We start from the raw sequence: 25,809 nt of genomic DNA, 5'->3' as shown, positions 1-25,809 counted from the left end.
CTTTAAAATTATAAACTATGAGAACCATTGGACTTACGTTATCCCTTTTAATTGCTACACTTTGTATAGCACAGGCTCAAGTTAGCCCAATGGTTATTATTAAAGGCGGAGAATATATTCCGCTTTATGGTAGCGATTCTGTTAAGGTAAAAGTAGCTAGTATTAAAATGGATGTGTACCCAGTAACCAATCTTCAGTTTTTAAATTTTGTAAAAGAAAATCCAAAATGGAGACGATCTAATGTAAAAGGTCTTTTTGCTGATAAAAATTACCTTAGTACGTGGCAATCTGATACCATTCTGGGCATCAATTTAAAAAAAGATACGCCTATTACAGAAGTATCATGGTTTGCAGCAAAAAATTACTGCGAGTGCCAAAACAAAAGATTACCTACAATTGATGAATGGGAATACGCTGCTATGGCGGATGAAGAATTGCCAGATGCACGACAAAAAAAAACATACAATCAATTTATTTTAAGCTGGTACGAAACCCCTAAAACTAATAAAAACAAAATAGGCAGTACGTTTAAAAACTATTGGGGGATTTATGATTTACATGGATTAGTTTGGGAATGGACTGGTGATTTTAACTCCGTTTTAATATCTGGAGAATCTAGAAAAGATGTAGACAAAGACAGCAATTTATTCTGTGGCACAGCCGCTATTGGGGCTACAGATCTAATGAACTATGCCGCTTTTATGCGTTATGCATTTAGAGGCAGTATAAAAGCAAATTATGCTATGAGAAATTTAGGATTTAGATGCGTAAAAGACATAACAGATGAAAAATTATAATTTAAAAAAAGTAAATGTAATCCTACTTATTTTACTATCAGTAGTCACATTTTCTTGCAAAGAAACAGTGAAGAAGGACACTGCTTTATACCAATGCCCAATGCATTGCGAAGGAGAAAAAACCTATACAGAACCACAAAAATGTCCTATTTGTAAAATGGATACGGAACTAGCAAACACCAGTATAAAAAACGATGGTGAAATTCCAGAAATGTCCATTTTTAATTTACCCTCAAAATGGACAAACCAAAACAACGAAAACATCTCTTTGCTAGATTTAAAAGGCGATGTATTGGTTATGGTTATGATTTACACCACCTGCACATCTGCCTGTCCTAGACTTGTTTCTGATATGAGAAATATAGAAAGACAAATTCCGGACGAACAAAAAAATAACGTAAAATTAGTTTTTGTAAGTATAGATCCTATAACAGATACACCTACTCGTTTAAAAGAGTTTGCTAAAGAAAACCAAATGGACAGTGATCAGTTTATATTTTTAACCGGTTCAGTAGAAGATACAAGAGAATTTGCAGCCGTTTTAGCAGTAAGTTATAAGCAAATTTCACCAAAAGATTTTTCTCACTCTAATATTATAAGTGTTTTTAACAAAGAAGGTGTTCTTATGCACCAACAAGAAGGTTTGGGTGTAGATAATGCAGAAACAGTAGCTAAAATAATTACGGAATCTAATTACTAGTAGTATGGAAATAATTAAAAACAAAACAGTAGCAGCAATAGTAACAGAAAATATTAAGACTGCAGATATATTTAAAAAGCACGGCATAGATTTTTGTTGCGGTGGAGGCATTACACTAGAAAAAGCTTGTGAAAAAAGTAACACAAATTTAGACGAACTAAAAAAAGAACTTATTGCTATTGATGCTAATGTGGTTACCAGTCACAATTACAACGAATGGGAAATAGACTATTTAGCAGATTATATAGTAAACACACATCATAAATATGTAGAAGAAGCTAGCACTATACTTATTCAATATTCAGACAAAGTTGCTAAAGTACATGGACATCATTATACCGAAGTAGTAGAAATAAACAACATAATACACCAGGTTATACAAGAACTTGCATCACATATGAAAAAAGAGGAAATTATTCTTTTCCCCTTTATAAAACGTATGGTTGCAGAAAAAAATGGAGCTTCTTTTATAAGTAAACCACAATTTGGAACTATAGAAAATCCAATAAAAATGATGGAAACGGAACATGAAATTGCAGGTGATCTATTAAAACAAATCTCCATATTAAGTAATAACTATACTCCGCCTGAAGGTGCTTGCAACACATTTAAAGCACTCTATAATAAATTAAATGAGTTTGAACAGGACTTACATAAGCATGTACATTTAGAGAATAACATTCTTTTTCCTAAAGCCATCATCTTTGAGAAAGCGATACAAAAAAAAGAACAGGTATGAAGTTATTAAAAAGTATATTTAGTATTCTATTCTTAATATGCATTCAGCAATCTAACGCGCAACAGTTTGACTTAGATGCTGAGTTAAAACCTAGATTTGAATATAGAAACGGTTACAAAACTCTTAATTCCGATGCTGTAGATGCTGCGTCTTTTGTATCGCAAAGAACTAGGCTTAATTTTGGCTATTTAAGCACTGATTTTAATGCGTACATATCTGCTCAAAATGTTAGAACCTGGGGAGACGTTGGCACATTATCTACTACAGATCTAAATGGCATAACACTGCAACAAGCCTGGGCAGAAGCTTTTTTAGGAAAGTTTAGTTTTAAGTTAGGTAGGCAAGAAATTGCCTATGATAACGAACGTATTTTTGGTAGCGTAAATTGGAACCAACAAGCACGTAGCCACGATGCTCTTAGAATTAAATTTAAAGCAGATGTTAACAATAGAATAGATATTGGTTTTGCTTTAAACGAGAATTCTGAATCCGTTTTTGAACAAGATTACACAGTAAACAATTATAAAAACTTTCAGTACTTATGGTACAATACCAATTTTAATAAAATAGGGTTAAGTTTCTTATTTTTAAATACAGGTTTTGCATATACAGATGTTAACGAGCAAAAAATAGCATATAACCAAACTATTGGTTTAACCAGTGGTATTACAGAAAATAAATGGAATGCAGATGCTGCTATCTATGTACAAACAGGTAAAATAGAAAAAACAGCTCTTTCCGCTTTAAACGCAAGTGCTAATTTTAGCTATAGCCTTAACTCAGAGTTTCTGGTTGGTCTTGGTGCAGAATATATCTCTGGTACAGATATGAACGAGACAGATGGCGAGTTACATTCTTTTACTCCTTGGTTTGGAACCAATCATAAATTTAATGGTACTATGGATTATTTTTATGTCGGCAACCATAGTAACTCTGTTGGCCTTTTAGATTTTAATGCAAAAATAAACTATACTAAAAATAAATTCTCTGCTAATTTGGCCCCTCACTTTTTTAGTGCGGCAGCTACCGTAATAGCTATTAATAATATAGAACAAGACAACTACTTAGGAACAGAAATAGATCTTACATTAGGTTACAAAGCATCTAAAAGTATTACGTTTAACGCTGGTTATTCACAAATGTTTGCCACAGACACTATGGAGACAATAAAAGGAGGAGATGCCTCTAAAACCAACAATTGGGCTTGGGCAATGATCACTTTTAAACCTCATTTTTTTAGCTATACTAGTAACTAACCTTTTTATTATTTAGCAGCAAAAGAGCAACTCTTGATTTTAGAGTTGCTCTTTTTATATACGATACTTTCTACCTTAGCTTACTACCTTAACTTTTTTTACACTAGTTTTTTACCTAAAAAATTTGTTGCTATAGTGGTAAACAATACAATACTTATAGAACTTAAAGGCATTAAAATAGCCGCAATAACGGGCATTAGCTGCCCAGTTGTAGCAAAGTATAACCCTATTACATTATACAAGAGAGAAAACCCAAAACTAAATTTAATAATATTCATTGCACTTTTAGATGCTTTTATATATTGATTTAGTTGTTTAAATTTAGATGCATCCAAAATACCATCACACGCAGGTGAAAACACATTTACATTCTCAGATATTGCAATACCAACATCACTCTGTGCAAGAGCCCCTGCATCATTTAATCCGTCGCCAACCATAAGTACTTTTTTTCCTTGATCCTGTAAACGCTGTATAAAACCTAATTTATCTTCTGGTTTCTGATTAAAATATAACGGAGTATTTTTTGGCAACAAAGCCTCCAAACGTTGCTTCTCTCCTTCGTTATCACCAGATAAAATACCTAAATCTAACATTTCTTGCATTTCTGAAAATAATTTAGAAACACCTTCTCTATATTCGTTAGAAAAAACAAATCTACCTTTATAAGTGTCGTTACTACTAACATAAACAGCAGTATTTTCTTGGTTAACAATACTAGCATTACCAACAAAGCTTGCAGAACCAACTTTGATATTATTATGCTCTAAAACTCCTACAATTCCTTTCCCTAGATGTTCTTGATACTCATCTAAGGTTAAAATATCTTGCTCAGCTAACAAGCTATAAAGTGTTCTGCTTAATGGATGATTAGAGGCACGTAATGTATTTTTTAAGAGTAATTCTTCCTCCTTAGTTAAAGTAAGACCTTCATAAGTAGCGGTGCTTTTTTGAGCCGTAGTTAATGTACCTGTTTTATCAAAAATAGCGGTAGTTAATTGTGCTAACTGCTCTATAGTTTGGGTGTTTTTTAAGTAGAATTTTTTACGCCCAAAAATGCGCAACATATTCCCTAATGTAAAAGGTGCCGCTAGGGCAATTGCACACGGACAAGCAATTATTAATACAGCCGTAAACACATTCATAGCCTTACTACTATCTATAAACATCCAAATAAAAGTAGCTACAAATGCAATGGTTAAAACAGCTATAGTAAAACGTTGGCTAATTTTATCTGTTATGGTTTGGAACTTGCTAGTCTTATCTATAGAGAAAACAGAATTACCCCAAAGCTGTGTTAAGTAACTCTGAGATACGGATTTTAAGGCTTCCATTTCTATGGCCCCTTGTAACTGCTTGCCCCCTGCTAAAATTTTATCGCCAGAAACCTTTTCTACGGCCTCTGATTCCCCCGTTACAAAACTATAATCTATACGTGCATTTCCTTTTAAAACGATACCATCTACTGGTATTAATTCTTCATTTCTAATTAAAAGCCTGTCGCCTTGTTTAATGTCGTAAACCTGTACTGTTTCTTCTTTACCTCCTGATAAAATTCTAGTTACTGCTATTGGAAAGTACGACTTATAATCGCGCTCAAAAGATAAAAAAGAATATGTTTTTTGTTGAAAAAATTTACCTAATAACAAAAAGAAAATTAAGCCAGTAAGACTATCAAAAAAACCGGTTCCCCAATCAAAAACAATCTCTAAAGTACTGCGTATAAAAAGAACCAAAACACCCAATGCTATTGGAACATCAATATTTAAAATTTTAGAAGCAATACTTTTGTATGCCGATATTAAATAATCCTGAGCCGAATAAAAAACAACAGGTAAAGCAAAAACAAACATTAACCACCTAAATATATTTTTATACTGATCTAACCAAAATTCCTGAACTTCAAAATACTCAGGAAAGGATAGAAACATAACATTACCAAAGGCAAAACCAGCAACCCCTAATTTATAAATAAGACCACGATCTACGCTCTTTTTTCCTTTGTCATAATCGTCTAAAGAGATATACGGTTCATAGCCAATTTTAGCTAATAAAATAACCAATTGCTTTAGCGTTAACTCTTCTGGATTGTAGGCTATACGCACCATTTTTTTTGGAAAATCTACCTGAGAACTACTTACTGCCTTTTGCAATTTATTTAGGTTTTCTAAAATCCAAATACAAGAACTACAGTGTATGTGTGGAATATATAGATTAACTATCTGATGCTTCTTTTCATTAAACTCGATAAGCTTATCTAAAATTTCTGGAGTATCTAGAAAGTTGTATTTACCTTCTACCTCGTTTGGTGTAGCACCAGCAGCAGATTGTAAATCATAATAGTACGACAAATCATTAGACTCAAAAATCTCAAAGACTGTTTTGCATCCATTGCAACAAAAATGCTTATCTTTAAACACAATTGGTACTATATCACAGTCATCTCCACAATGAAAACATTTTTCTTTATTCATTTATAAGCAAGTTAAGCTAAAAACAAAGGTCCATGATAGAAGTATTTAAAAATATGACAATTGTCAGGTTTCGGTTATCGTAGAAGCTGTAAATTTGTTGTGTCAGGTAAAAAAACATTATGAGTAGATGTGAAAATTGTATTATTCGTCAGTTTAACTCTTTGCGAGCTATGAGCAAGGAAGAGTTAAAAAAGGTTTCGGACACCAAGGTTTCCAAGACCTTTAAAAAGGGCGATGCAATTTTTGAAGAAGGAGATAGATTAGATGGTGTTTTTTGTGTTAGAGATGGCGTATCTAAACTATCTAAATTAAGTTCTAACGGAAAAGACCAAATAATAAAACTTGCTTCTAAAGGAGAAATATTAGGCCAACGCTCTGTTATTGCAGAAGAATCTGCAAACTTAAGCGCAATTGCTATTAAAGATATGGACGTTTGCTTTATCCCTAAAGAAAGTATTCTACACACTTTAAACACCAACCCTAACTTTGCTGTAGAGGTATTGCGCCATATGGCAAAAGACCTAAGAGATGCAGATGATGTTATTGTAAATATCTCTCAGAAAACAGTAAAACAACGTATTGCAGAAGCTTTTATTTACCTTAAAGATAACTTTGGAGAAGACGAGCTTGGTTTTTTAAACCTGAGCCTTACTAGAGAAGATATGAGTAATGTAGTAGGTACAGCTACAGAGTCTACAATTAGAATTATATCTGAATTTAAGAAAAAAGGAATAATAGAAACTTCTGGTAAAAAAATACGTATTTTAAATATTCCAAAATTGGAAACCGTTATTAGCGGTTTGTAGAAAACTTCCTTCTTTTTTATTAAATGATAAATGTCATAGTTTAAAGATACCACTACTGCTACTTTTACATTATTAGATATTAAATAATAGTGTAATGAAAAATATTCTTTTACCTACTGATTTTTCAGAAAATGCATATAATGCAATTTCTTATGCACTTGAATTGTTTAAAAACGAAGCAACTACATTCTACATATTAAATACTTATACACCTGCCATACCACACAGCAGGTTTATGGCTACCTCAACAGAAGTAGTAGAAAAATGCGCAGAGACCGACTCTAAAAAGGGACTTAAAAATACGCTAATTTATATTTCTCTTCATCATAAAAACTCCAAACATAGTTACAAAACTATTTCTTCTTTTGATTTATTAACACATGAAGTTGTTGATATTATTAAAAATGAAAAAATAGATTTTGTAGTGTCTGGCACAAAAGGTATTACAAATTTTGAGCGTGTTTTTATTGGAGCAAATACAATGCGTATTATAAACGCCATAAAAGAATGTCCTGTCTTAGCAATACCAAATAACTATATGTATCGTAAACCAAAACAAATTGTGTTAGCAACCGATTTAAAAAGAAGTTTAGGACCAGAAGCGCTAGAAGCATTATTATTTATTACAAAAATGTACAATTGCACTGTACATATTCTTCATTTAAAAGTAAATAATATATTAGATGATTTTCAGAAATCAAACTTAAAAATATTACAAAACTATTTACAGCCAGTTACCATTAAGTTACACATACTACCATCTTACGCAAATAAGTCTGAAATACTAAGTAGGTTTACTAAAGACTACAACATAGATACTTTAGCTTTGGTATATAATAACCGTAGCTATTTAGAAGATATTATAAAAGAGTCCGTTTTATTAGACGCAGATCACCATACTAAAATACCGTTATTGGTTTTACCTAGCTAACCATTAGCTATAAAAAAAGCGAAAGATGTGTCTTTCGCTTTTTTTTATAATTCGAATTTTTTAATTAAAAACGCCATCTAACAAATGCTTCCATAGCTGCATAGCGAGCCATTCCTAGGGCATCATAAATATCTGCGGTTTCTCTATTACGATCTTCTGCTCTTTGCCAAAATTCACGGCTATCTGCTCCTTGAAAAACTACACCATCTTTTTGAGATTGATGTTTAAAAATACCGCGTCTTTTTTCTAGAACTTGATCTGGCCCCATTGGTACCGCCATTTCAATTTCATCTATTCCCCATTCTTGCCAAGCACCTCTATACAACCAAACCCAACAGTTATCCATATAAGATTCAGGTTTCAGTCTTGTAATAGACTCAAAAATAGCATCTAAACAAACCTTATGCGTACCGTGGGGATCTGCTAAATCTCCTGCTGCATATATTTGATGTGGTTTTATTTCTGCTATTAAATCCATAGTACGTTTTAAATCCTCTTCACCATATGGATTCTTTTCTATAGTTCCTGTCTCATAAAAAGGAAGGTTCATAAAATGAATATGACTATCATTTAAACCTATAAAATGACTAGTAGCTCTTGCCTCACCCTTTCTTATAAGTCCTTTTATATATCTTACTTCTTGTATATCTACCTCACTAGCCTTTTTATTTGCTAAAAATTTAGCAGCTTTAGCATAAATACCAAGTGCTTCATCACTCTTAATAGAAAACTTCTCATTATAGTCGCACACAAAACTAGCAAAACGCAAAGCCTCATCATCTGCAACAGCTATATTTCCGGATGTTTGGTATGCTACGTGCACATCATGACCTTGCTCTACTAATCTTTTAAAAGTACCACCCATACTAATTATGTCATCATCTGGGTGTGGGCTAAAAATTAGAACACGTTTTTTTTCTGGCTCTGCACGCTCTGGTCTATTACTATCGTCAGCATTAGGCTTACCTCCTGGCCAACCTGTTATTGTACTTTGTAACTTATTAAATATTTTAATGTTTATATCGTAAGCCGGTCCAGAATCTGCCAATAGATCACTCATACCGTTTTCTATATAATCTGCATCTGTTAGCATTAAAACAGGCTTATTTAAGCGTAGCGCTACCCCTAATACTGCTTTACGGATTAATTTATCTGTCCACTCTACTTTCTCTACCAACCAAGGTGTATCTACCCTAGATAATTTAGAGGCAGCTTCTTTATCTAAAATAAAAACTACATTATTGTGTTCTTGTAAAAAAGATGCAGGTATCTTATTAGTAACCTCACCCTCTACAGATTGTGATACAATATTAGATTTTCCTTCTCCCCAAGCCATTAAAACAACACGTTTGGCTTCCATTATTTTTTTAACCCCAAGTGTAATTGCTGTTCTAGGTGTATTACTTAAACTACCAAAATCTTTACTAGCCGCAACTCTTGTAATATGGTCTAAAGCAACCAATCTTGTTTTAGAATTTTGTAGAGATCCCGATTCGTTAAAACCAATATGACCATTACCACCAATACCCAAAATTTGCAAATCTAAACCACCTAAATTTTCAATTTTAGTCTCATAGTCATTACAATACTTAGAAATTTGTGATTTGGTTAATGTACCATCTGGAATATGGTAATTTTCAGGAAGAATATCTACTTGGTCTAACAGTAATTCCTTCATAAACCTAACGTAACTATGAATAGAATCTGGTTCCATTGGGTAGTACTCATCTAAATTAAATGTAATTACATTCTTAAAACTTAGATTTTCTTCTTTATGCAATCTTACTAATTCTGCATACAATCCTTTTGGTGTAGAACCGGTAGCTAAACCTAAAATACAAGGTTTGTTTTCCTTTTGCTTTTCTTTAATTAAATCGGCAATCTCATTTGCAACGGCTTTAGATGCGGTGTTTGAATTTTCAAAAACAACGGTATTTATGTTTTCAAAACGTTTTTCAAAACCTGTAGCCTTATCAATCTTACTTTTCAACATGCTCTTTCAATTTATATTGGGGTTATTTAAATCAAAGATTAAAAGTCTTTTTGTATAATTTGATAATTTTTAGACTAACACCCATTTAAGTGTTCTAGACGTAAAGCAAAAGCAAACTAAAGACCAAATTTTTAATATCATCAATAAAAACAAATGAGCCTTATTACTACTAAGAACTCAAAAACTGTTCTGAAGACAATAAGCTCACTAAGGTATGATTAACTAACTAGCAAGCAAACAATAACTAATAAATTGACAAAAATTTAACAATAAAGTGTAATTATTTATAAATTTAAATCGTCTAAAACAACGATGATAAATAAAAAAGCCTACTAAAAATGCTAAAACATTTTTAGTAGGCTTTACGTAAAGAATTTTAAACTCCTTTAAGTACTACTGCTTTTTAGCAGATTTTTTAAACTTGTATGTTACACCTACATTAACTCCGAAAGAAGAATATGGTACTTTTTGAGATAATTTTTTAGATGGATCTGTATTATTGTTTGGCAATTCATCTACGTAAGTAGTCTTCTTATACGTACCTGCAGGTAAATTATCTAAAGTATAAACACTTTCCGCAGCCATAGTACCGTCTGGTCTAAATATGTTTGTATTGAATTCTTGTAATTCAGAATCTTTACGTTTTAAACTAATACCATAGTATTCTGCCTCTACATAAACACTAAAGTTAGCATCTATAGGAAATTTATATCCAAAAGCACCAACAAAACCTAATGGAAACTTCCCATGAAAATCTTCGATATAATTTGTTTCTGAATAAGAACCTTCTGGTAAACTTTGAGCATCAGATTGCGCTTTGGAAAAAACCGTATTACTAGAAACAACAGCTTCCGTTTTACCTGCAATTTTTAACAACGCACCAACACGACCATAAAAATTATCTGTAAATTTGTAAACCACTGTAGCTGTTGCACCAAAAGCTCTAGCTCTTGCAATTGCATCTACATTTACACCAGGTAAATTAGTTTCATTAACAGTTTTATCTGTTCCATGTAAATAACCTACACCAACATCTACACCTACTTTATCATTAAAAAAATAAGCACCTCTTACTTGTATGTTAGTACCTTCTCCAAAACTACCATATGTATTCTCTACACCTGAAGTACTTGTTTCCGTTCCTAATTTCATCCCTGCACTACTTATTGCATAACCTGACCCTGCCGAAATTTCAAATTGAGCATAAGACATAGTACTAATTAAAATACCGACTAATAATATTACCCTTTGTTTCAAAATAAATAATTTAAAATTAATATAATGTAAATATAAAAAAAAGGAAAATGGAGAAGCACTCAATTACAGTAATTTCGCACGTTTAACGGTAATTTTATCAAATTAATAACATTTAACTTAAAATACAAAACATAGCAAAAACAATAGCTCATAAGCTATGTTTATTTTCAAATATTTTAAGATATTGATGTTTTATTTAGGCATACAACTTACTGTATTACACCTACAAAATAGTAGAAAACAAAAAAGCTCCCGATAAAATCGGAAGCTTTTTATAATGTGGGCCCTACTGGATTCGAACCAGTGACCCCCTGCTTGTAAGGCAGGTGCTCTAAACCAACTGAGCTAAGAGCCCTCACTGCAATTTAGAAGGTTATTTCCTTATTGCGAGTGCAAATATATAACTGTTTTTCGATTCCCGCAAATAAAATATGAAAAAAAATTAAACTATTTCAGCAACAACAAATGTACTGCCCCCAACGTAAATTAAATCTTCTTTTCCCGCTAAAGATTTTGCTTTTTCAAGTGCTTCTTTTACAGATAAATAGACCGCTCCCTTTAACAAAAAGTCACTAGCACGTTGCTGTAACAAGGTTGCATCTAAACCTCTTTCTATTTTTGGAGAACAGAAAAAATAGCTTGCATTTTTAGGAAAATAGGGGAAAATAGCATCTAAATTCTTGTCTTTAACAACACCTAAAACAATAAAAAGCTCCTTGTAATTTTGCGCTTTTAATTGCTGCATGGTTAAACTTAGTCCTTCTGCATTGTGTGCAGTATCACAAATTACCCTTGGGCTATCTTGTAACACTTGCCACCTACCCATTAAACCTGTATTAACAACTACATTTAATAAACCATTTATTATAGCGCTTTCTTTAATAACAAAGTTTTTAAGCTGCTGTAAAGTGCCTACCACTCCTTTTATATTTTTATTCTGATAATAACCCAACAAAGATGTCTTGTATTCTTTTATAGAAGCCGAATCTGCAAAAATAATAGTAGCGTTCTTTTCTTTTGCTATAGTTTTAAATATAGAAGTTGTTTCTTCTTGTGACTCGCTAACCACCACAGGAACCCCTTCCTTAATAATACCTGCTTTTTCTACTGCAATTTTAGCAATAGTATCTCCCAACAAATCTGTATGATCTAAACCTATATTTGTAATTAAAGATACTTCCGGAGTAATAATGTTGGTAGAATCCAATCTTCCGCCTAAACCAACTTCTATAATGGCTATATCTACTTTCTCATCTGCAAAATGTTTAAAAGCCATTGCCACAGTCATCTCAAAAAAAGACAACTTATGATCATTAAAGAACTGTTTATTGTGCGCTATAAAGCTAATAACATCTTTTTTAGATATCATCTCTCCATTAATTCTAATACGCTCTCTAAAATCTTTTAAATGAGGAGATGTATACAAACCAACCTTATACCCTGCCTCTTGCAAAATAGAAGCTAACATATGACTGCTAGAGCCCTTACCATTGGTACCTGCTACGTGTATACTTTTAAAATGCTTTTCTGGTGATCCTAATGCTTTAGAAAATAATAAAATAGTATCTAACTTACCATTGAACGCAGATTTTCCTTTGTTTTGGTATATTGGAAGCTGTGCAAACATCCAATCTAACGTTTGGGTATATGTCATTAAAGTTTATTAAGTTGTCTAAATAAGAAGTAAAATTAAAGTAATTTTAGATAATTACTCTCCTAATTTAAAGTTTACAACAACAAAACCTACTTGTTGGCTAGGTGCGTTAGCATCTAAATTCCATTTATGTAAACGCGCAGTTGCTTCTGCAGGTTTTAACAAACAAGGGTCGTTATTAGTTGTGCCTTTTACCCCTGCTGTTGCAGATAGTACTTTACCATTACGGTCTACCACAATCTTAACAACTACTCTACCTTCTTCGTTACATTGTTGTTTGACCTGACCTTTTTTTAGTAGTTTTCTACCGGAAAGTCCATAACCAGAACCACCACTACCGGAACCTGGAGTACCATAATAACTAGTAGCATAAGGATCTCCCGCAGGATTACCTTTATCGCCTGCTTTATTATCATCTCCTTCGCCGCCTTTTGCGGTACCATCAGATTTAGCTAAACCACCAAAAAGGTTATCTACTTTATCTCTTTTGGCTTGTTCGGCTTTTCTTTTGCGTTCTGTTTCAGCTTTTTCTGCAGCCACTCGTTGCTGCTCTTTACGCGCTGCATCTGCCGTAGCCTTTTTAGCTGCAGCATCTGCTTTACGTTTAGCTTCTTGTTTTTGTTTTATTAGGATAGATTCCTCATTTTCTTGAGTAACCAGTTTCTCTGCTGCTTTTTCTTCTGCAGATACTTGTACTTCTGGCTCTGTAACTGGTTTTACCTCTTCTTGTTGCTCCTCTACAATTTCTTTTACTGTTTTTATTGGCTCAGATTTTATCTTTTCTTTTGGCTGTACATCTCCCTTACCAAAATCCATCTGACCAAAATTAACCGCAATACCTTTTTCCTCTGGAGGATCCATATAAGTAAGACCTATATAAAAAAGCAATAACAAGAGTGCGCTAAACAACAATGTTGTTAGCGTAAAAGATTTTTTCTTGTGTTTTGTATTTAAGAACGACATTATTTAGCTCGCACAGCTAGTATAACCTTGTAATTATTTTTATTAGCAATATCCATAACATTTACTGCTTCCTTAACAGGTACTGTCTCCTCTGCTCTTAAAATAATTGTTGGTTTTTCTTGACCTTCTAGTGCTTTCTTTAATTCAATTTCTATGTACTTCCCGTTAATTTTTTCATTGTTCACAAAATACTCTAAGTTTTTATTAATACTTACAGATACATTTTGTGTATTGGTCGATTTTCCCTTTGCCTTAGGCAGTAACAAATCTAGCGCATTTGGTGCATTTGATGTTAGCATAAAAAATACCAACAGTAAAAACACAATGTCTGTCATTGATGACATACTAAAGTCTGGACTCACTTTATTTCTCCCTTTTAATTTCATCTATAGAAATTTAAAGTGGTTCGTTTAATAAATCCAAAAAGTCAACCGCATTAGCTTCCATTGCATGTACAACCTTACCTGTTCTGTTTACAAGGTGGTTATACCCAATATAGGCAATAATACCTACTACTAAACCAGCTACTGTAGTTGTCATTGCAGTATAAATACCAGATGCTAAAGACCCCATTTCTGCTTGTCCGCCTGCGGATGCCATTTCATGGAATGCCAAAATCATACCAATTACTGTTCCTAAGAAACCAATCATTGGTGCAGCACCTGCAACCGTAGCTAAAACACTTACATTTTTTTCTAATTTATAGACTTCTAATGTACCAGCGTTTTCTATTGCTGTATTAATATCGTCTAGAGGTTTGCCAATTCTAGAGATCCCTTTTTCTGTTAATCTTGCTACTGGAGAATCTGTTTGCGCGCACAACATACGAGCAGCATCTAACTTCCCATTTGTTATGTGATCTTTAATCTGATTCATAAAATTTTTATCAATCTTAGAAGCAGCCTTAATTGCAAAGACTCTTTCAAAATAAATATATAGCGCAACAAATAATAGAATTCCTAAAATTCCTATGATAATAATGCTTCCTGCACCACCATCTACAATTAAATCTATTACAGATAGTGTTTTTTCCTCGGATACACTTTCTCCCATTACTACCTCATTAGCAGCATCTTGAAACAATAACATATATTTTCCAGTATTTAAGTTGCTCTTATAACGTTATTTTGCAAATAAAATTATGCGTTTAGTATAAAATCTCTAATTAAAATAAAAGATCCCGCACCAGCTAAAAATCCTATTAATGCTAACCAACTAATCTTTTTCAGATACCAGAAAAAATCAATTTTTTCCATACCCATTGCAACAACACCTGCCGCAGAACCAATTATTAACATACTACCACCTGTACCAGCAGAATATGCTATAAAATGCCACAACGGATCATCCATTCCTTGAGGGAACATACCAATACTTGCTGCTACCAACGGAACGTTATCAATTACTGCAGAACCAACCCCTAATAACATAACTACGATATCTGAATTTGGTATTGCAGAATTAAGACCTTCTGCAAAATGGAATAACATACCTAAAGATTCCAATGCTGCAACAGCTAATAATATCCCTAAAAAGAATAAAATACTAGGCAACTCAATTTTAGATAATGAATGGTGTACTGGACTGTGATGCGAAGCTGCTTCACTTTCACCATCTACATTAGAAATACTAAATTTAGAGTTACTGTATATTTCTGCAAAAGCAGCTACTACTGCTAAAGACAACATCATACCTACATAAGGAGGTAAATGTGTAATTGTTTTAAAGAAAGGAACAAAAACAATAGCTCCTAAACCTAAGTACAACATTGTTGACCCAAATTTAGATTTCTTTTCCTCTTCTGCTTCTTCAATATCTTCAATATTACCTTTAAACGCTTTAAACTTACTCGCTATAAATGTTGGTATAACCATACATAAAACTGAAGGTACAAATACGTGCTCTACTAATTGTGCAGCAGATACTTTATGTGCTATCCAAAGCATTGTTGTTGTAACATCACCAATAGGAGACCAAGCACCACCAGCGTTTGCCGCAATAATAACCATACCAGCAAACCACAAACGTGTTTCCCTATCTCTAATTACCTTTTGTAAAATTGTGATTAATACAATTGTAGCTGTTAAGTTATCTATAATTGCTGATAAGATGAAAGCAAGAATGGAGAACAACCATAAAAGTTTACTCTTCTTTTTGGTTTTAATAAAATCTTTAATTGTTGCAAACCCATTAAAGTAATCTATGATTTCTACAATGGTCATTGCCCCTAATAAAAAGACCAATATTTCTGCCGTTTTACCTAAATGATGCAGTAAAATTTCATCTACGTGTGAAGGTGCTAATTCTCGCAAAGCAGCATCCACCTCAAAAACAGGCATATGAGCTAACGCTATTACCGCCCAAAGCAATGCCATCATTGCAAGTGCAGGTATTAGCTTATCTATTTTTAGATTATGCTCTAAGGTTATTGCCAAATAACCAACAAAAAAAATAATAATTATAATGGTCTCCATTCTTCTTTCTCTTAGTTTAGTTTATATTAATTGTTTTAATGCTATTTCAAAAGCAGTTTTGCTCAGTTCTTTTTTAGATGCGTTGTTCTTAAACACATTTTGCATTGCCTTTTTTATAGTTTCAGATGTATCTTGAAAAACCAACTCGTCATTCATCTCTACTCTTCTTTCCATAAAATAAGCAAATACTCTTGCCATACCACAGTTAGATATAAAATCTGGAATTAAACTTACACGCTCATCTGTATATTCCATTATAGGACCAAAGAAAATTTCTTTATCTGCAAATGGTACATTAGCGCCGCAAGTAACAACTTCTAAACCTGTATCTATTAATTGTGTTATTTGATCTTTGGTAATTAATCTAGAAGCTGCACAAGGTGCAAATATTTCTGCTTCTAATCCCCAAATTTGTTCATTTATTTCAGAAAACGGAATCATATTCTCTGCAACAAGCGTATTTCCGTTTTTATTCAGGTAAAATTCTTTTATTTCTTCAAAAGAAAAACCTTCTTTATTTATTACACCACCATCACGATCTATAATACCAACTATTTTTACTCCCATTTGGCTTAAATAATACGCTGCTGCCGCACCAACATTACCAAATCCTTGTACAATTGCACGTTTACCTTTTATGGTTCCGCCATAAATATCATAAAAATGCTTAGCTGCTTCTGCTACACCAAAACCTGTAATCATATCTGCAACTGTATACTTGTGGTCTACAGATGGCGAATACTTACTTTCTATTACTTTAATAACTCCTAAACGCAACTGACCAATACGGTTAATTTTGTCTGCCTCGGTAGGTTTAAAGTGCCCGTTAAAAACACCTTCTTGCGGGTGCCAAACTCCTGCATCTTCAGTGATAGGAATTACTTCGTGTATTTCATCAACATTTAAATCTCCACCAGTACCATAATAACTTTTTAATAAAGGAGCAACTGCGCTGTACCAACGTTTTAAAACTCCTTTTTTTCTTGGGTCACTTGGATCAAAATTTATTCCAGATTTTGCACCACCAATTGCTGGTCCAGAAACTGTAAATTTAACTTCCATTGTTTTTGCAAGAGAAAGAACCTCGTTCATATCTAAGCCTTTACGCATTCTTGTTCCTCCTCCGGCAGCGCCTCCACGTAAAGAATTTATAACTGTCCACCCTTCAGCTTCAGTTTCAGGATCTTTCCAATTAAAAACTATTTCAGGTTGTTTATCCTCGTATTTTTGTAGTAAATCTTTCATTTTAAATTGATTATAAATTATGTAACATTATTTCTGCATCGCTATTGTTGTTAAAAATATCCCTCCCAAACGGGAGTTACTGCTGTCTCATAATTTTAATATTAAATCAATTAATAAAAATTCAATTCAACAAATATAAAAATATTGCGGCATTTTTAAACTTTTAACAGTCATAGAATGATTAATTTTTCATTAATTTTACGTTGAACGGTTGTAAATGATAGAGAAAGAGAACCATATGCTGTTGAATATATCACAATATAAACCTATATTTGCATACATAAATTAACATTATCGCAACAAGATGGACTTTAAGTTAACAGAAGAACAATTAATGATTCAGCAAGCAGCAAGAGATTTTGCTCAAAATGAATTATTGCCAGAAGTAATTGAAAGAGACGATGCCCAGAGGTTTCCTAAAGAAGAAGTAAAAAAAATGGGGGAATTAGGGTTTTTAGGAATGATGGTAGACCCTAAATATGGCGGAAGTGGTCTAGATACACTTTCTTATGTTCTAGTTATGGAAGAGCTGTCTAAAGTAGATGCTTCTTGTTCCGTAATTGTTTCTGTAAACAACTCTCTTGTTTGTTGGGGATTAGAAACTTTTGGTAACGAAGAACAAAAACAAAAATATTTAACACGTCTAACTACAGGCGAAAGCATTGGTGCTTTTTGTTTGTCTGAGCCAGAAGCGGGTAGTGATGCAACATCACAAAAAACAACTGCAATAGATAAAGGAGACCACTACATATTAAATGGTACTAAAAACTGGATTACAAACGGTAGTTCTGCAGATTATTACCTTGTAATTGCACAAACAGACGTAGAAAAAGGTCATAAAGGAATTAATGCACTTATTGTAGAAAAAGGCGCAGAAGGTTTTGAAATTGGTCCTAAAGAAAATAAATTAGGAATTAGAGGTAGTGATACACACTCTTTAATTTTTAACGATGTAAAAGTACCTAAAGAAAACAGAATTGGTGAAGACGGATTTGGTTTTAAATTTGCTATGAAAACACTTTCTGGCGGAAGAATTGGTATTGCTGCACAAGCATTAGGCATTGCTGCAGGTGCTTATGAGTTAGCATTAAAATACTCTAAACAAAGAAAAGCCTTTGGTACAGAGATAGCAAACCACCAAGCCATTGCGTTTAAATTAGCAGATATGCATACTTCTATTGAGGCAGCTAGAATGTTAGTTTACAAAGCTGCAATGGATAAAGATAATCACGAAAACTATGATTTATCTGGAGCTATGGCAAAATTATACGCATCTAAAGTTGCTATGGATGTTTCTGTAGAAGCAGTACAAGTACACGGGGGTAATGGTTTTGTAAAAGATTACCACGTAGAGCGTTTAATGAGAGATGCTAAAATTACTCAGATATATGAAGGTACTTCTGAAATCCAGAAAATTGTAATCTCTAGAAGTATTTTAAGAGATTAATTATTATAATTTTTAGTTACTATTAAAGCTGTATACTTTTGTATGCAGCTTTTTTTATGCTCCAAACCGAAATATGCAATTATGAATATCACAATTTAGCTAGGCTTAAAAATGCAAAATTTCATTTAACTTATCATTATCCTGAAAATGATGAATTTATTTCTTAGTTATTGCTAATTATTTAAACATAATTTAACATTTGTGATATATTTGAGTAAATGTGATAATTTATGAAGCTAAAAAAACAAGGGTTATACCTACCGGATTTTGAACATGATAATTGTGGAGCTGGGTTTATCTGTAGCTTAAAAGGAGAAAAGTCTAATGATATTATACACAAAGCTTTAGAGATACTAGACAAATTAGAACACCGAGGTGCTGTAAGCTCTGATGGCAAAACAGGAGATGGTGCAGGTATTTTAATAGACATACCACACGACTACTTTACAGCAGTTTGTGATTTTGACTTGCCTGAACCTGGAGAATATGCAGTTGCCAACATATTTTTACCTCAGAAAGAAAACCAAAGAAACTTCTGTATTTCTGCTTTTGAAGAAAACATAAAAAAACAAGGCCTAAACTTATTAGGATGGAGAGATGCTCCTGTAAACAAAAATGTTCCCGGGCGCATTGCTATGGAAACAGAGCCTTTTGTAAAGCAAATCTTTATTGCTAAAGAGAATGCTTCTCAAAGTTATGATGCGTTTAACCTAAAACTTTACATTGCCCGTAAAGTAACAGAACACACTATTTTAAGTTCAAAATTATCTGAAAGCGGCTTTTTCTACGTACCAAGTTTATCAACCAAAATAATTATTTTTAAAGGACTTTTAATGCCACAAGACATTAAATTTTACTTTAAAGATTTAATGGATCCTAGAGTCGTAACTAGACTTGCTTTGGTACACCAACGTTTTTCTACAAACACCTTCCCTACTTGGGATTTAGCGCAACCGTTTAGGTATATGTGTCATAATGGTGAAATAAATACATTACGTGGTAATGTTTCTAGAATGCGCTCTAGAGAAGAACTTTTAAAAAGTGATTTATTCGGAGACGAAATAAAAAACATACTCCCTATAATATTGCCAGGAAAATCAGATTCTGCCACTATGGATATGGTTGTAGAATTATTGTTAATGACTGGTCGTTCTTTACCGGAAGTTATGATGATTATGGTACCAGAAGCTTGGGAAAAAAACCCAGATATGTCTCCTGCTAAAAGAGCTTTTTACGAGTATAATTCTTGTATGATGGAGCCTTGGGACGGACCAGCATCTGTGCCTTTTACAGATGGCAATTACATTGGTGCAGTATTAGACCGTAACGGCTTAAGACCTTCCAGGTATTCTGTTACTAAAGATGGTTATGTAATTATGTCATCTGAAACAGGTGTTGTAGATATAGAACCGAGTAACATACAATTTCACGGTCGATTAGAACCAGGAAAAATGTTTTTAGTAAATATGGAAGAAGGCCGTATTATTAATGACGAAGAAATAAAAGAAAAAATAGCACAACTAAAACCATATCAAAAATGGTTAGATAAAAATTTAGTGCATTTAAAAGACATACCATATAACGATTGCCCTTTATTTTTGGGTGAAGAAACCTTAGAAAAAAGAAAATCGCTTTTTGGATATACTTTAGAAGACATAAACACCATTATTTTACCAATGGTTAAAACTGCCAAGGAACCTCTTGGCTCAATGGGGTCTGATACGCCAATAGCGGTTTTATCAGACAAGCCTCAACTCATATACAATTACTTTAAGCAATTATTTGCACAAGTAACCAATCCGCCTTTAGATGGTATTAGAGAAGAATTAATTACAGATATTAGTCTTACTTTAGGTAGTGATCATAATATTTTCGACTTTTCAGAATTACACTGTCGTAAACTAAAGATTCAGAATCCTGTAATATCTAAAGAAGATTTAGATAAAATAAAGAATTATGATGTTAGTCCAGACTACAAAGTAACTTCTATTTCCATTCTATATAAAATAGCACGTGGACACAATGCTTTAGAAGAAGCGCTAGATTCAATTCTTGATCAAGCATCAAAAGCTATAGACAACGGTACAAATATTATTATTTTATCAGATAGAAATGTAAATAAAGACAATGCTCCTATTCCTGCATTACTTGCATTATCATTTGTAAATAGTGGTCTTCAAAAACTAGGAAAAAGATCTAAACTTAGTGTTATTGTAGAATCTGCAGAACCAAGAGAAGTGCATCATTTTGCATTATTATTTGGTTATGGCGCTAGTGCAGTAAACCCGTATTTAGTAAACGAGATTATTGCCGAGCAAATACAAGAACACGATATTACCGATATTACTTTTGATGAAGCTATTAAAAACTACAACAAAGGTATTGGAAAAGGTGTTTTAAAAGTGATGAACAAAATAGGGATCTCTACTTTAAATTCTTACAGAGGCTCGCAGTTGTTTGAATGTATAGGGATAAACACAAAGGTGGTTGACAACTATTTCCCTAACACACCAACAAGAATACAAGGTATTGGCTTGTATCAAATTGAAAAAGAAATTGCAAAAAGACACTTAAAAACATTTAACAGTAAAGAAGTTGCTGCTAATTTAGAATTAGAAATGGGTGGCGCTTACAGATGGCGTAGAGATGGAGAAAAACATCTTTTTAACCCAGAGACTATTGCTAAACTTCAAAAAGCTGTACGCAATAACGAGCCAGATACATATAAGGAATACTCTAGTTTAATAAACGAACAATCTAAGCACTTGATGACTATTAGAGGCTTATTTGAATTCTCTAATTACGATCCTATTCCTATTGATGAAGTAGAACCATGGACAGATATTGTTAAGCGTTTTAAAACTGGCGCAATGTCTTACGGCTCTATTAGCAAAGAAGCTCATGAAAACTTAGCGATAGCCATGAACCGTATTGGCGGTAAAAGTAATTCTGGTGAAGGCGGTGAAGATGCAGAACGTTTTTATAAGAACGAAACTGGAGACTGGAGAAACAGCGCTATAAAGCAAGTTGCTTCAGGTAGGTTTGGTGTTACATCTAACTACCTAGCAAGTGCTAAGGAGATACAAATTAAAATGGCACAAGGTGCCAAACCTGGTGAAGGCGGACAATTGCCTGGACCAAAAGTTAATCCATCAATAGCAAAAACAAGAAATTCTACTCCTTATGTAGGGTTAATTTCGCCACCTCCACACCATGATATTTATTCTATTGAAGATCTATCTCAATTAATATACGATTTAAAATCTGCGAATAGAGAGGCAAGAATAAACGTAAAATTAGTCTCAGAAGTTGGCGTAGGTACTGTTGCTGCAGGTGTTGCAAAAGCAAAAGCAGATGTGGTTTTAATTTCTGGTCACGATGGTGGTACAGGAGCATCTCCGCTTACCTCTTTAAAACACGCTGGTTTACCCTGGGAACTTGGTATTGCAGAAGCACAACAAACTTTGGTCATGAACGACCTTAGAAATAGAGTTGTTGTAGAATGTGACGGACAGTTAAAAACTGGTCGTGATGTTGCTATTGCTTGTTTACTTGGCGCCGAAGAGTTTGGTTTTGCCACCGCTCCATTAGTAGCTTCTGGTTGTATTATGATGCGTGTTTGTCATTTAAATACGTGTCCGGTTGGTATAGCTACTCAGAACCCTGAGTTACGTAAAAAATTTAAAGGAAAACCAGAACACGTTGTGAACTACATGTACTTTATAGCTCAAGAACTAAGAGAAATAATGGCACAGTTAGGATTTAGAACGGTAAACGAAATGGTTGGCCAAGTACAAAAATTAGATCGTAATAAAGCAATACAACATTACAAAGCAGAAGGCATAGATCTTACACCTATTTTACACCAAGTAGCTGTTCCTGCAGGTACAAAACTATACAATACTCAAAAACAGGAGCACGACATTTATAAGTCAATCGAATTTAAAATTATAGAAAAAGCAAACCCTTCTTTATTTAGAAAAGAAAAACTGACTTTAGATTACCCTATAAAAAACACAGATAGAGCGGTAGGTGCCATCATAAGCAACGAAATATCTAAGACTTACGGAGCAAAAGGATTACCTATAAACACTTTACGATTAAACTTTACAGGTTCTGCGGGTCAAAGTTTTGGTGCCTTTGCTACAAGAGGTTTAACTATGACCGTTAATGGTAATACTAATGATTACCTAGGCAAAGGTTTATCTGGAGCTAAGCTTGTTATAAAAGTACCAGAAGGCGCTACTATAATACCAGAAGACAATGTTATCACAGGTAACGTTACGCTATATGGAGCTACTGCTGGTAGAGCCTATATAAATGGGAAAGCCGGCGAACGCTTTTGTGTTCGTAATTCAGGAGCAAAAACAGTAGTAGAAGGTATTGGAGATCACGGTTGCGAATATATGACTGGTGGTGTTGCTGTAATTTTAGGTGAAGTTGGGCGAAACTTTGGTGCAGGTATGAGTGGTGGTATTGCATATGCATACGACCCAAACAAAACGTTTGAAAAAAACTGCAACAAAGAAGCTCTTAATTTACTTCCTGTAGAAGAAGCTAAAGACATCGCAGAACTTAAAGACTTAATAGAAAGTCATTACAACTGCACAATGAGTCCATTAGCACAGCGATTATTAGAGAACTGGGAAGAAAGTCTACCTAAGTTTATAAAAGTATTCCCTGAAGAATACAGACAAGCACTTAAAAGGCTTGAAGAAGAAGAAAAAGCTAGCATAATATAAATCGATACTATGGGAAAGATAACTGGATTTTTAGAATTCGATAGAAAAGTAGAAGACTACGCTCCTGTAGAAGAGCGCATAAAAAATTATAAAGAATTTACACAACCTTTAAAAGAAGATGAATTAAAAAATCAAGGTGCACGTTGTATGGATTGCGGCGTACCTTTTTGCCACAGCGGTTGTCCGCTTGGTAATTTAATTCCAGATTTTAATGATGCTGTATACAAAGGAAAATGGGAAAAGGCCGCAACAATTCTGCACTCTACCAACAACTTTCCAGAATTTACTGGCAGACTATGCCCTGCTCCTTGTGAGGAAGCTTGTGTATTAGGAATTAATGAAGACCCCGTATCTATAGAAAATATAGAAAAAAACATTGTAGAAACTGCTTTTTCTAAAGGGTGGATTATTGCACAACCACCAAAAACAAGAACTGGTAAAAAAGTAGCCGTAGTTGGCTCTGGACCTGCAGGTTTAGCAACAGCACAGCAATTAAACAGAGCCGGACATTTAGTTACTGTTTTTGAGCGTGATGCAAAAGTTGGCGGATTATTACGTTATGGCATTCCAGATTTTAAAATGGAAAAAAATGTAATAGACCGTAGATTAGAAGTTTTAAAGGAAGAAGGCATTGTATTTAAAACCAATACACATATTGGTGTAGACATAGATGCCAACACACTAAAAGCCGATTTTGATGCTGTTGTTCTTTCGGGAGGCGCTACTATTCGCAGAAATCTACCTATAAAAGGAGCAGATTTAAAAGGTGTTGTACAAGCAATGGACTTTTTAAAGCAAAATAACAAACGTGTAGATGGCATTACAGATTTAGGCGAAGAGATTAAAGCTACGGACAAAGATGTTATTGTTATTGGTGGTGGTGATACTGGGTCTGACTGTATAGGAACATCTATACGCCATGGAGCTACTTCTGTATCTAACTTTGAAATTATGAGCAAAGGCACAGCAGAGAGACCAGAAGATCAACCCTGGCCGTTTTGGCCAATGCGCTTAAGAACAAGCTCTTCTCATAAAGAAGGCGCAGAACGTTTCTTTAGTATTTCTACAAAAGAATTTGTTGGCGACAAGGATGGCAACCTAAAAGCCTTAATTACAACAGAAGTAGAATGGATTAAAACTCCTGGACAAAGACCAAGCTTAAAAGAAGTTCCAGGAACAGAAAAAGAGTGGAAATGTGACTTAGTTTTGCTTGCAATGGGCTTTACAGGATCGGAAATGACTGTAGCTCAACAACTAGGCTTAGAAGCCGATTCTAGGACGAATATTAAAGCCACTGCAAAAAATTATATGACCAATGTTCCCGGTGTTTTTGTAGCTGGTGACCAACGTAGAGGACAGTCCTTAATTGTATGGGCAATCTCTGAAGGCAGGCAGGCAGCGCATCACGTAGATATTTACCTTACAGGAAGCTCTACTCTACCACTAAAAGGAGAAGGAGATTTACCTAGATTATAGAAGAATAAAAAAAAACCCATTTGTATTGATATTATACTATCTTTGCACTTTAAATTAAAAATAAAATTATGAGTAACGGTACAGTAAAATTTTTTAACGACTCTAAAGGATTTGGTTTTATCACTCCAGATGATGGTGGTAAAGACGTTTTTGTTCACATCAGTGGATTAACACACGAAATAGCTGAAGGAGACAAAGTTAGTTATGACGTTGAAGAAGGAAAAAAAGGACCTAATGCAGTAAACGTTGAAGTCCTTTAATATATAAAGAATTTAACTTATTACATTACAAAGCCTGTTGTTTTAACAACAGGCTTTTTTGTGTTTTATATTCAGATTTAAATTAAGTTGATCTTAAATTACAAGAAACATAAAGAGTACGTGCAATTAACTGTTTTACCAATCAGAGTTTTAAACAGCCTACATTTATCAATTTTTTGAAAGAATACATAACTCAAAGAAAACACATAAAACTTACTCGATGCAATTTAACAGTGCAGCAGCCCTAATAATTTACTTAGAAGAACTTAGAACAATCTATTCCTCAGTATTTTATCAAATAGATAGTACTACTCCATAAATACTCGCTACTTAGTTTAAGTTCACTATACGTATTCCTTTCACCAAAAAGAGGTTTGCAATTTACAAGCAGTGACTAAAACATTTGATAAAATTAAATCGATTAAATACAATAAACATCGATTAAAACACAGTAAGAGATTCTATTTTTGATTTTAGATAAAAAAAACTACATCAATTACTTTACAACTTCTTTATATTTTGTAGGTCTTTACATCAATTACAAGCAGTTTTTAATATTATTTAAGTAAGAAATAAGTTTTTTTACTTAAAAATA

At 33.5% G+C, this 25,809-nt stretch carries 19 protein-coding genes and 1 tRNA gene; 10 read left to right on the top strand and 10 right to left on the bottom strand.

All coding sequences use genetic code 11. The features are described from left to right. Positions 1-17: 17 nt before the first annotated feature. The 4 genes from M4I21_RS04105 to M4I21_RS04090 are packed head-to-tail and all read left to right on the top strand — an operon-like array spanning position 18 to position 3,492. Positions 18-797 (top strand): formylglycine-generating enzyme family protein, encoded by a 780-nt coding sequence (locus M4I21_RS04105; protein WP_502798711.1) that lies wholly within the window; start codon positions 18-20, stop codon positions 795-797. After that, positions 784-1,497: an SCO family protein gene (locus M4I21_RS04100; protein ID WP_249557854.1), complete on the top strand. Its 714-nt coding sequence runs from the start codon at positions 784-786 to the stop codon at positions 1,495-1,497. Before M4I21_RS04105 ends, M4I21_RS04100 begins: the two co-directional genes overlap by 14 nt. A 4-nt stretch (positions 1,498-1,501) precedes the next feature. Continuing rightward, the gene (gene ric, locus M4I21_RS04095; RefSeq protein ID WP_249557853.1) at positions 1,502-2,236 is read left to right on the top strand and encodes an iron-sulfur cluster repair di-iron protein; all 735 of its coding nucleotides are present in this window, start codon (positions 1,502-1,504) and stop codon (positions 2,234-2,236) included. Next, positions 2,233-3,492: an alginate export family protein gene (locus M4I21_RS04090; RefSeq protein WP_249557851.1), complete on the top strand. Its 1,260-nt coding sequence runs from the start codon at positions 2,233-2,235 to the stop codon at positions 3,490-3,492. Before ric ends, M4I21_RS04090 begins: the two co-directional genes overlap by 4 nt. Before the next feature lie 98 nt (positions 3,493-3,590). Here M4I21_RS04090 and M4I21_RS04085 read toward each other — a convergent pair whose 3' ends face one another. Further along, positions 3,591-5,966 carry a heavy metal translocating P-type ATPase gene (locus tag M4I21_RS04085; RefSeq protein WP_249557849.1) on the bottom strand — a complete coding sequence of 792 codons (2,376 nt, stop codon included), beginning with the start codon at positions 5,964-5,966 and terminating at the stop codon, positions 3,591-3,593. Between the two features lie 119 nt (positions 5,967-6,085). On the opposite strand from M4I21_RS04085, the gene M4I21_RS04080 reads away from it, so the two are divergent. Both M4I21_RS04080 and M4I21_RS04075 read left to right on the top strand, forming a co-directional pair. Then, a complete protein-coding gene (locus M4I21_RS04080; protein ID WP_249557847.1) occupies positions 6,086-6,772 on the top strand; it encodes a Crp/Fnr family transcriptional regulator in 687 nt (228 codons plus the stop codon). A 94-nt stretch (positions 6,773-6,866) separates the two neighbouring features. After that, a complete protein-coding gene (locus M4I21_RS04075) occupies positions 6,867-7,703 on the top strand; it encodes a universal stress protein (protein ID WP_249557845.1) in 837 nt (278 codons plus the stop codon). A 64-nt stretch (positions 7,704-7,767) separates the two neighbouring features. On the opposite strand, the gene nagB is transcribed toward M4I21_RS04075, so the two are convergent. From nagB to M4I21_RS04030, 9 genes are all read right to left on the bottom strand, one after another. After that, complete coding sequence (nagB, locus tag M4I21_RS04070) at positions 7,768-9,696, bottom strand: glucosamine-6-phosphate deaminase (protein ID WP_249557843.1); 1,929 nt, start codon at positions 9,694-9,696, stop codon at positions 7,768-7,770. 393 nt (positions 9,697-10,089) lie between these two features. Next, complete coding sequence (locus M4I21_RS04065) at positions 10,090-10,953, bottom strand: outer membrane beta-barrel protein (RefSeq protein ID WP_249557841.1); 864 nt, start codon at positions 10,951-10,953, stop codon at positions 10,090-10,092. A gap of 280 nt (positions 10,954-11,233) precedes the next feature. Beyond that, a tRNA-Val gene (locus M4I21_RS04060) sits at positions 11,234-11,308 on the bottom strand. A gap of 87 nt (positions 11,309-11,395) precedes the next feature. Then, on the bottom strand, positions 11,396-12,607 hold the full coding sequence (locus tag M4I21_RS04055; RefSeq protein WP_249557840.1) for a bifunctional folylpolyglutamate synthase/dihydrofolate synthase: 1,212 nt from the start codon (positions 12,605-12,607) through the stop codon (positions 11,396-11,398). A gap of 54 nt (positions 12,608-12,661) precedes the next feature. Further along, on the bottom strand, positions 12,662-13,570 hold the full coding sequence (locus tag M4I21_RS04050; protein ID WP_249557839.1) for an energy transducer TonB: 909 nt from the start codon (positions 13,568-13,570) through the stop codon (positions 12,662-12,664). Next, on the bottom strand, positions 13,570-13,956 hold the full coding sequence (locus M4I21_RS04045; RefSeq protein WP_034642970.1) for an ExbD/TolR family protein: 387 nt from the start codon (positions 13,954-13,956) through the stop codon (positions 13,570-13,572). The genes M4I21_RS04050 and M4I21_RS04045 overlap by 1 nt, the downstream gene beginning before the upstream one ends. Before the next feature lie 10 nt (positions 13,957-13,966). Continuing rightward, the gene (locus M4I21_RS04040) at positions 13,967-14,659 is read right to left on the bottom strand and encodes a MotA/TolQ/ExbB proton channel family protein (protein WP_072303303.1); all 693 of its coding nucleotides are present in this window, start codon (positions 14,657-14,659) and stop codon (positions 13,967-13,969) included. Between the two features lie 50 nt (positions 14,660-14,709). Beyond that, positions 14,710-16,044, bottom strand: coding sequence for a sodium:proton antiporter NhaD (gene nhaD, locus M4I21_RS04035; RefSeq protein ID WP_249557838.1), 1,335 nt, complete (start codon positions 16,042-16,044; stop codon positions 14,710-14,712). Positions 16,045-16,065: 21 nt separating this feature from the next. Then, positions 16,066-17,289 (bottom strand): Glu/Leu/Phe/Val dehydrogenase dimerization domain-containing protein, encoded by a 1,224-nt coding sequence (locus tag M4I21_RS04030; RefSeq protein ID WP_249557836.1) that lies wholly within the window; start codon positions 17,287-17,289, stop codon positions 16,066-16,068. A gap of 304 nt (positions 17,290-17,593) precedes the next feature. On the opposite strand from M4I21_RS04030, the gene M4I21_RS04025 reads away from it, so the two are divergent. The 4 genes from M4I21_RS04025 (at position 17,594) to M4I21_RS04010 (ending at position 25,214) form a co-directional block, all read left to right on the top strand. Continuing rightward, the gene (locus tag M4I21_RS04025) at positions 17,594-18,736 is read left to right on the top strand and encodes an acyl-CoA dehydrogenase (RefSeq protein WP_249557834.1); all 1,143 of its coding nucleotides are present in this window, start codon (positions 17,594-17,596) and stop codon (positions 18,734-18,736) included. 230 nt (positions 18,737-18,966) lie between these two features. Next, positions 18,967-23,478, top strand: coding sequence for a glutamate synthase large subunit (gene gltB, locus M4I21_RS04020; protein ID WP_249557832.1), 4,512 nt, complete (start codon positions 18,967-18,969; stop codon positions 23,476-23,478). Between the two features lie 9 nt (positions 23,479-23,487). Next, positions 23,488-24,954 (top strand): glutamate synthase subunit beta, encoded by a 1,467-nt coding sequence (locus tag M4I21_RS04015; protein ID WP_249557827.1) that lies wholly within the window; start codon positions 23,488-23,490, stop codon positions 24,952-24,954. Between the two features lie 68 nt (positions 24,955-25,022). Continuing rightward, complete coding sequence (locus M4I21_RS04010; protein ID WP_013621600.1) at positions 25,023-25,214, top strand: cold-shock protein; 192 nt, start codon at positions 25,023-25,025, stop codon at positions 25,212-25,214. Positions 25,215-25,809 lie beyond the last annotated feature (595 nt).

The organism is Cellulophaga sp. 20_2_10 (assembly GCF_023476645.1).
GTDB lineage: Bacteria > Bacteroidota > Bacteroidia > Flavobacteriales > Flavobacteriaceae > Cellulophaga.
The sequence above is the reverse complement of the archived record's forward strand: the minus strand, read 5'-3'. Positions and strand labels throughout refer to the sequence as shown.

Excerpts from the sequence above, each read along its gene's own strand:
- M4I21_RS04105 (WP_502798711.1), top strand. The coding sequence starts at position 18 with ATGAGAACCATTGGACTTACGTTATCCCTTTTAATTGCTACACTTTGT.
- M4I21_RS04100 (WP_249557854.1), top strand. The coding sequence starts at position 784 with ATGAAAAATTATAATTTAAAAAAAGTAAATGTAATCCTACTTATTTTA.
- ric (WP_249557853.1), top strand. The coding sequence starts at position 1,502 with ATGGAAATAATTAAAAACAAAACAGTAGCAGCAATAGTAACAGAAAAT.
- M4I21_RS04090 (WP_249557851.1), top strand. The coding sequence starts at position 2,233 with ATGAAGTTATTAAAAAGTATATTTAGTATTCTATTCTTAATATGCATT.
- M4I21_RS04085 (WP_249557849.1), bottom strand. The coding sequence starts at position 5,966 with ATGAATAAAGAAAAATGTTTTCATTGTGGAGATGACTGTGATATAGTA.
- M4I21_RS04080 (WP_249557847.1), top strand. The coding sequence starts at position 6,086 with ATGAGTAGATGTGAAAATTGTATTATTCGTCAGTTTAACTCTTTGCGA.
- M4I21_RS04075 (WP_249557845.1), top strand. The coding sequence starts at position 6,867 with ATGAAAAATATTCTTTTACCTACTGATTTTTCAGAAAATGCATATAAT.
- nagB (WP_249557843.1), bottom strand. The coding sequence starts at position 9,696 with ATGTTGAAAAGTAAGATTGATAAGGCTACAGGTTTTGAAAAACGTTTT.
- M4I21_RS04055 (WP_249557840.1), bottom strand. The coding sequence starts at position 12,607 with ATGACATATACCCAAACGTTAGATTGGATGTTTGCACAGCTTCCAATA.
- M4I21_RS04050 (WP_249557839.1), bottom strand. The coding sequence starts at position 13,570 with ATGTCGTTCTTAAATACAAAACACAAGAAAAAATCTTTTACGCTAACA.
- M4I21_RS04045 (WP_034642970.1), bottom strand. The coding sequence starts at position 13,956 with ATGAAATTAAAAGGGAGAAATAAAGTGAGTCCAGACTTTAGTATGTCA.
- M4I21_RS04040 (WP_072303303.1), bottom strand. The coding sequence starts at position 14,659 with ATGTTATTGTTTCAAGATGCTGCTAATGAGGTAGTAATGGGAGAAAGT.
- nhaD (WP_249557838.1), bottom strand. The coding sequence starts at position 16,044 with ATGGAGACCATTATAATTATTATTTTTTTTGTTGGTTATTTGGCAATA.
- M4I21_RS04030 (WP_249557836.1), bottom strand. The coding sequence starts at position 17,289 with ATGAAAGATTTACTACAAAAATACGAGGATAAACAACCTGAAATAGTT.
- M4I21_RS04025 (WP_249557834.1), top strand. The coding sequence starts at position 17,594 with ATGGACTTTAAGTTAACAGAAGAACAATTAATGATTCAGCAAGCAGCA.
- gltB (WP_249557832.1), top strand. The coding sequence starts at position 18,967 with ATGAAGCTAAAAAAACAAGGGTTATACCTACCGGATTTTGAACATGAT.
- M4I21_RS04015 (WP_249557827.1), top strand. The coding sequence starts at position 23,488 with ATGGGAAAGATAACTGGATTTTTAGAATTCGATAGAAAAGTAGAAGAC.
- M4I21_RS04010 (WP_013621600.1), top strand. The coding sequence starts at position 25,023 with ATGAGTAACGGTACAGTAAAATTTTTTAACGACTCTAAAGGATTTGGT.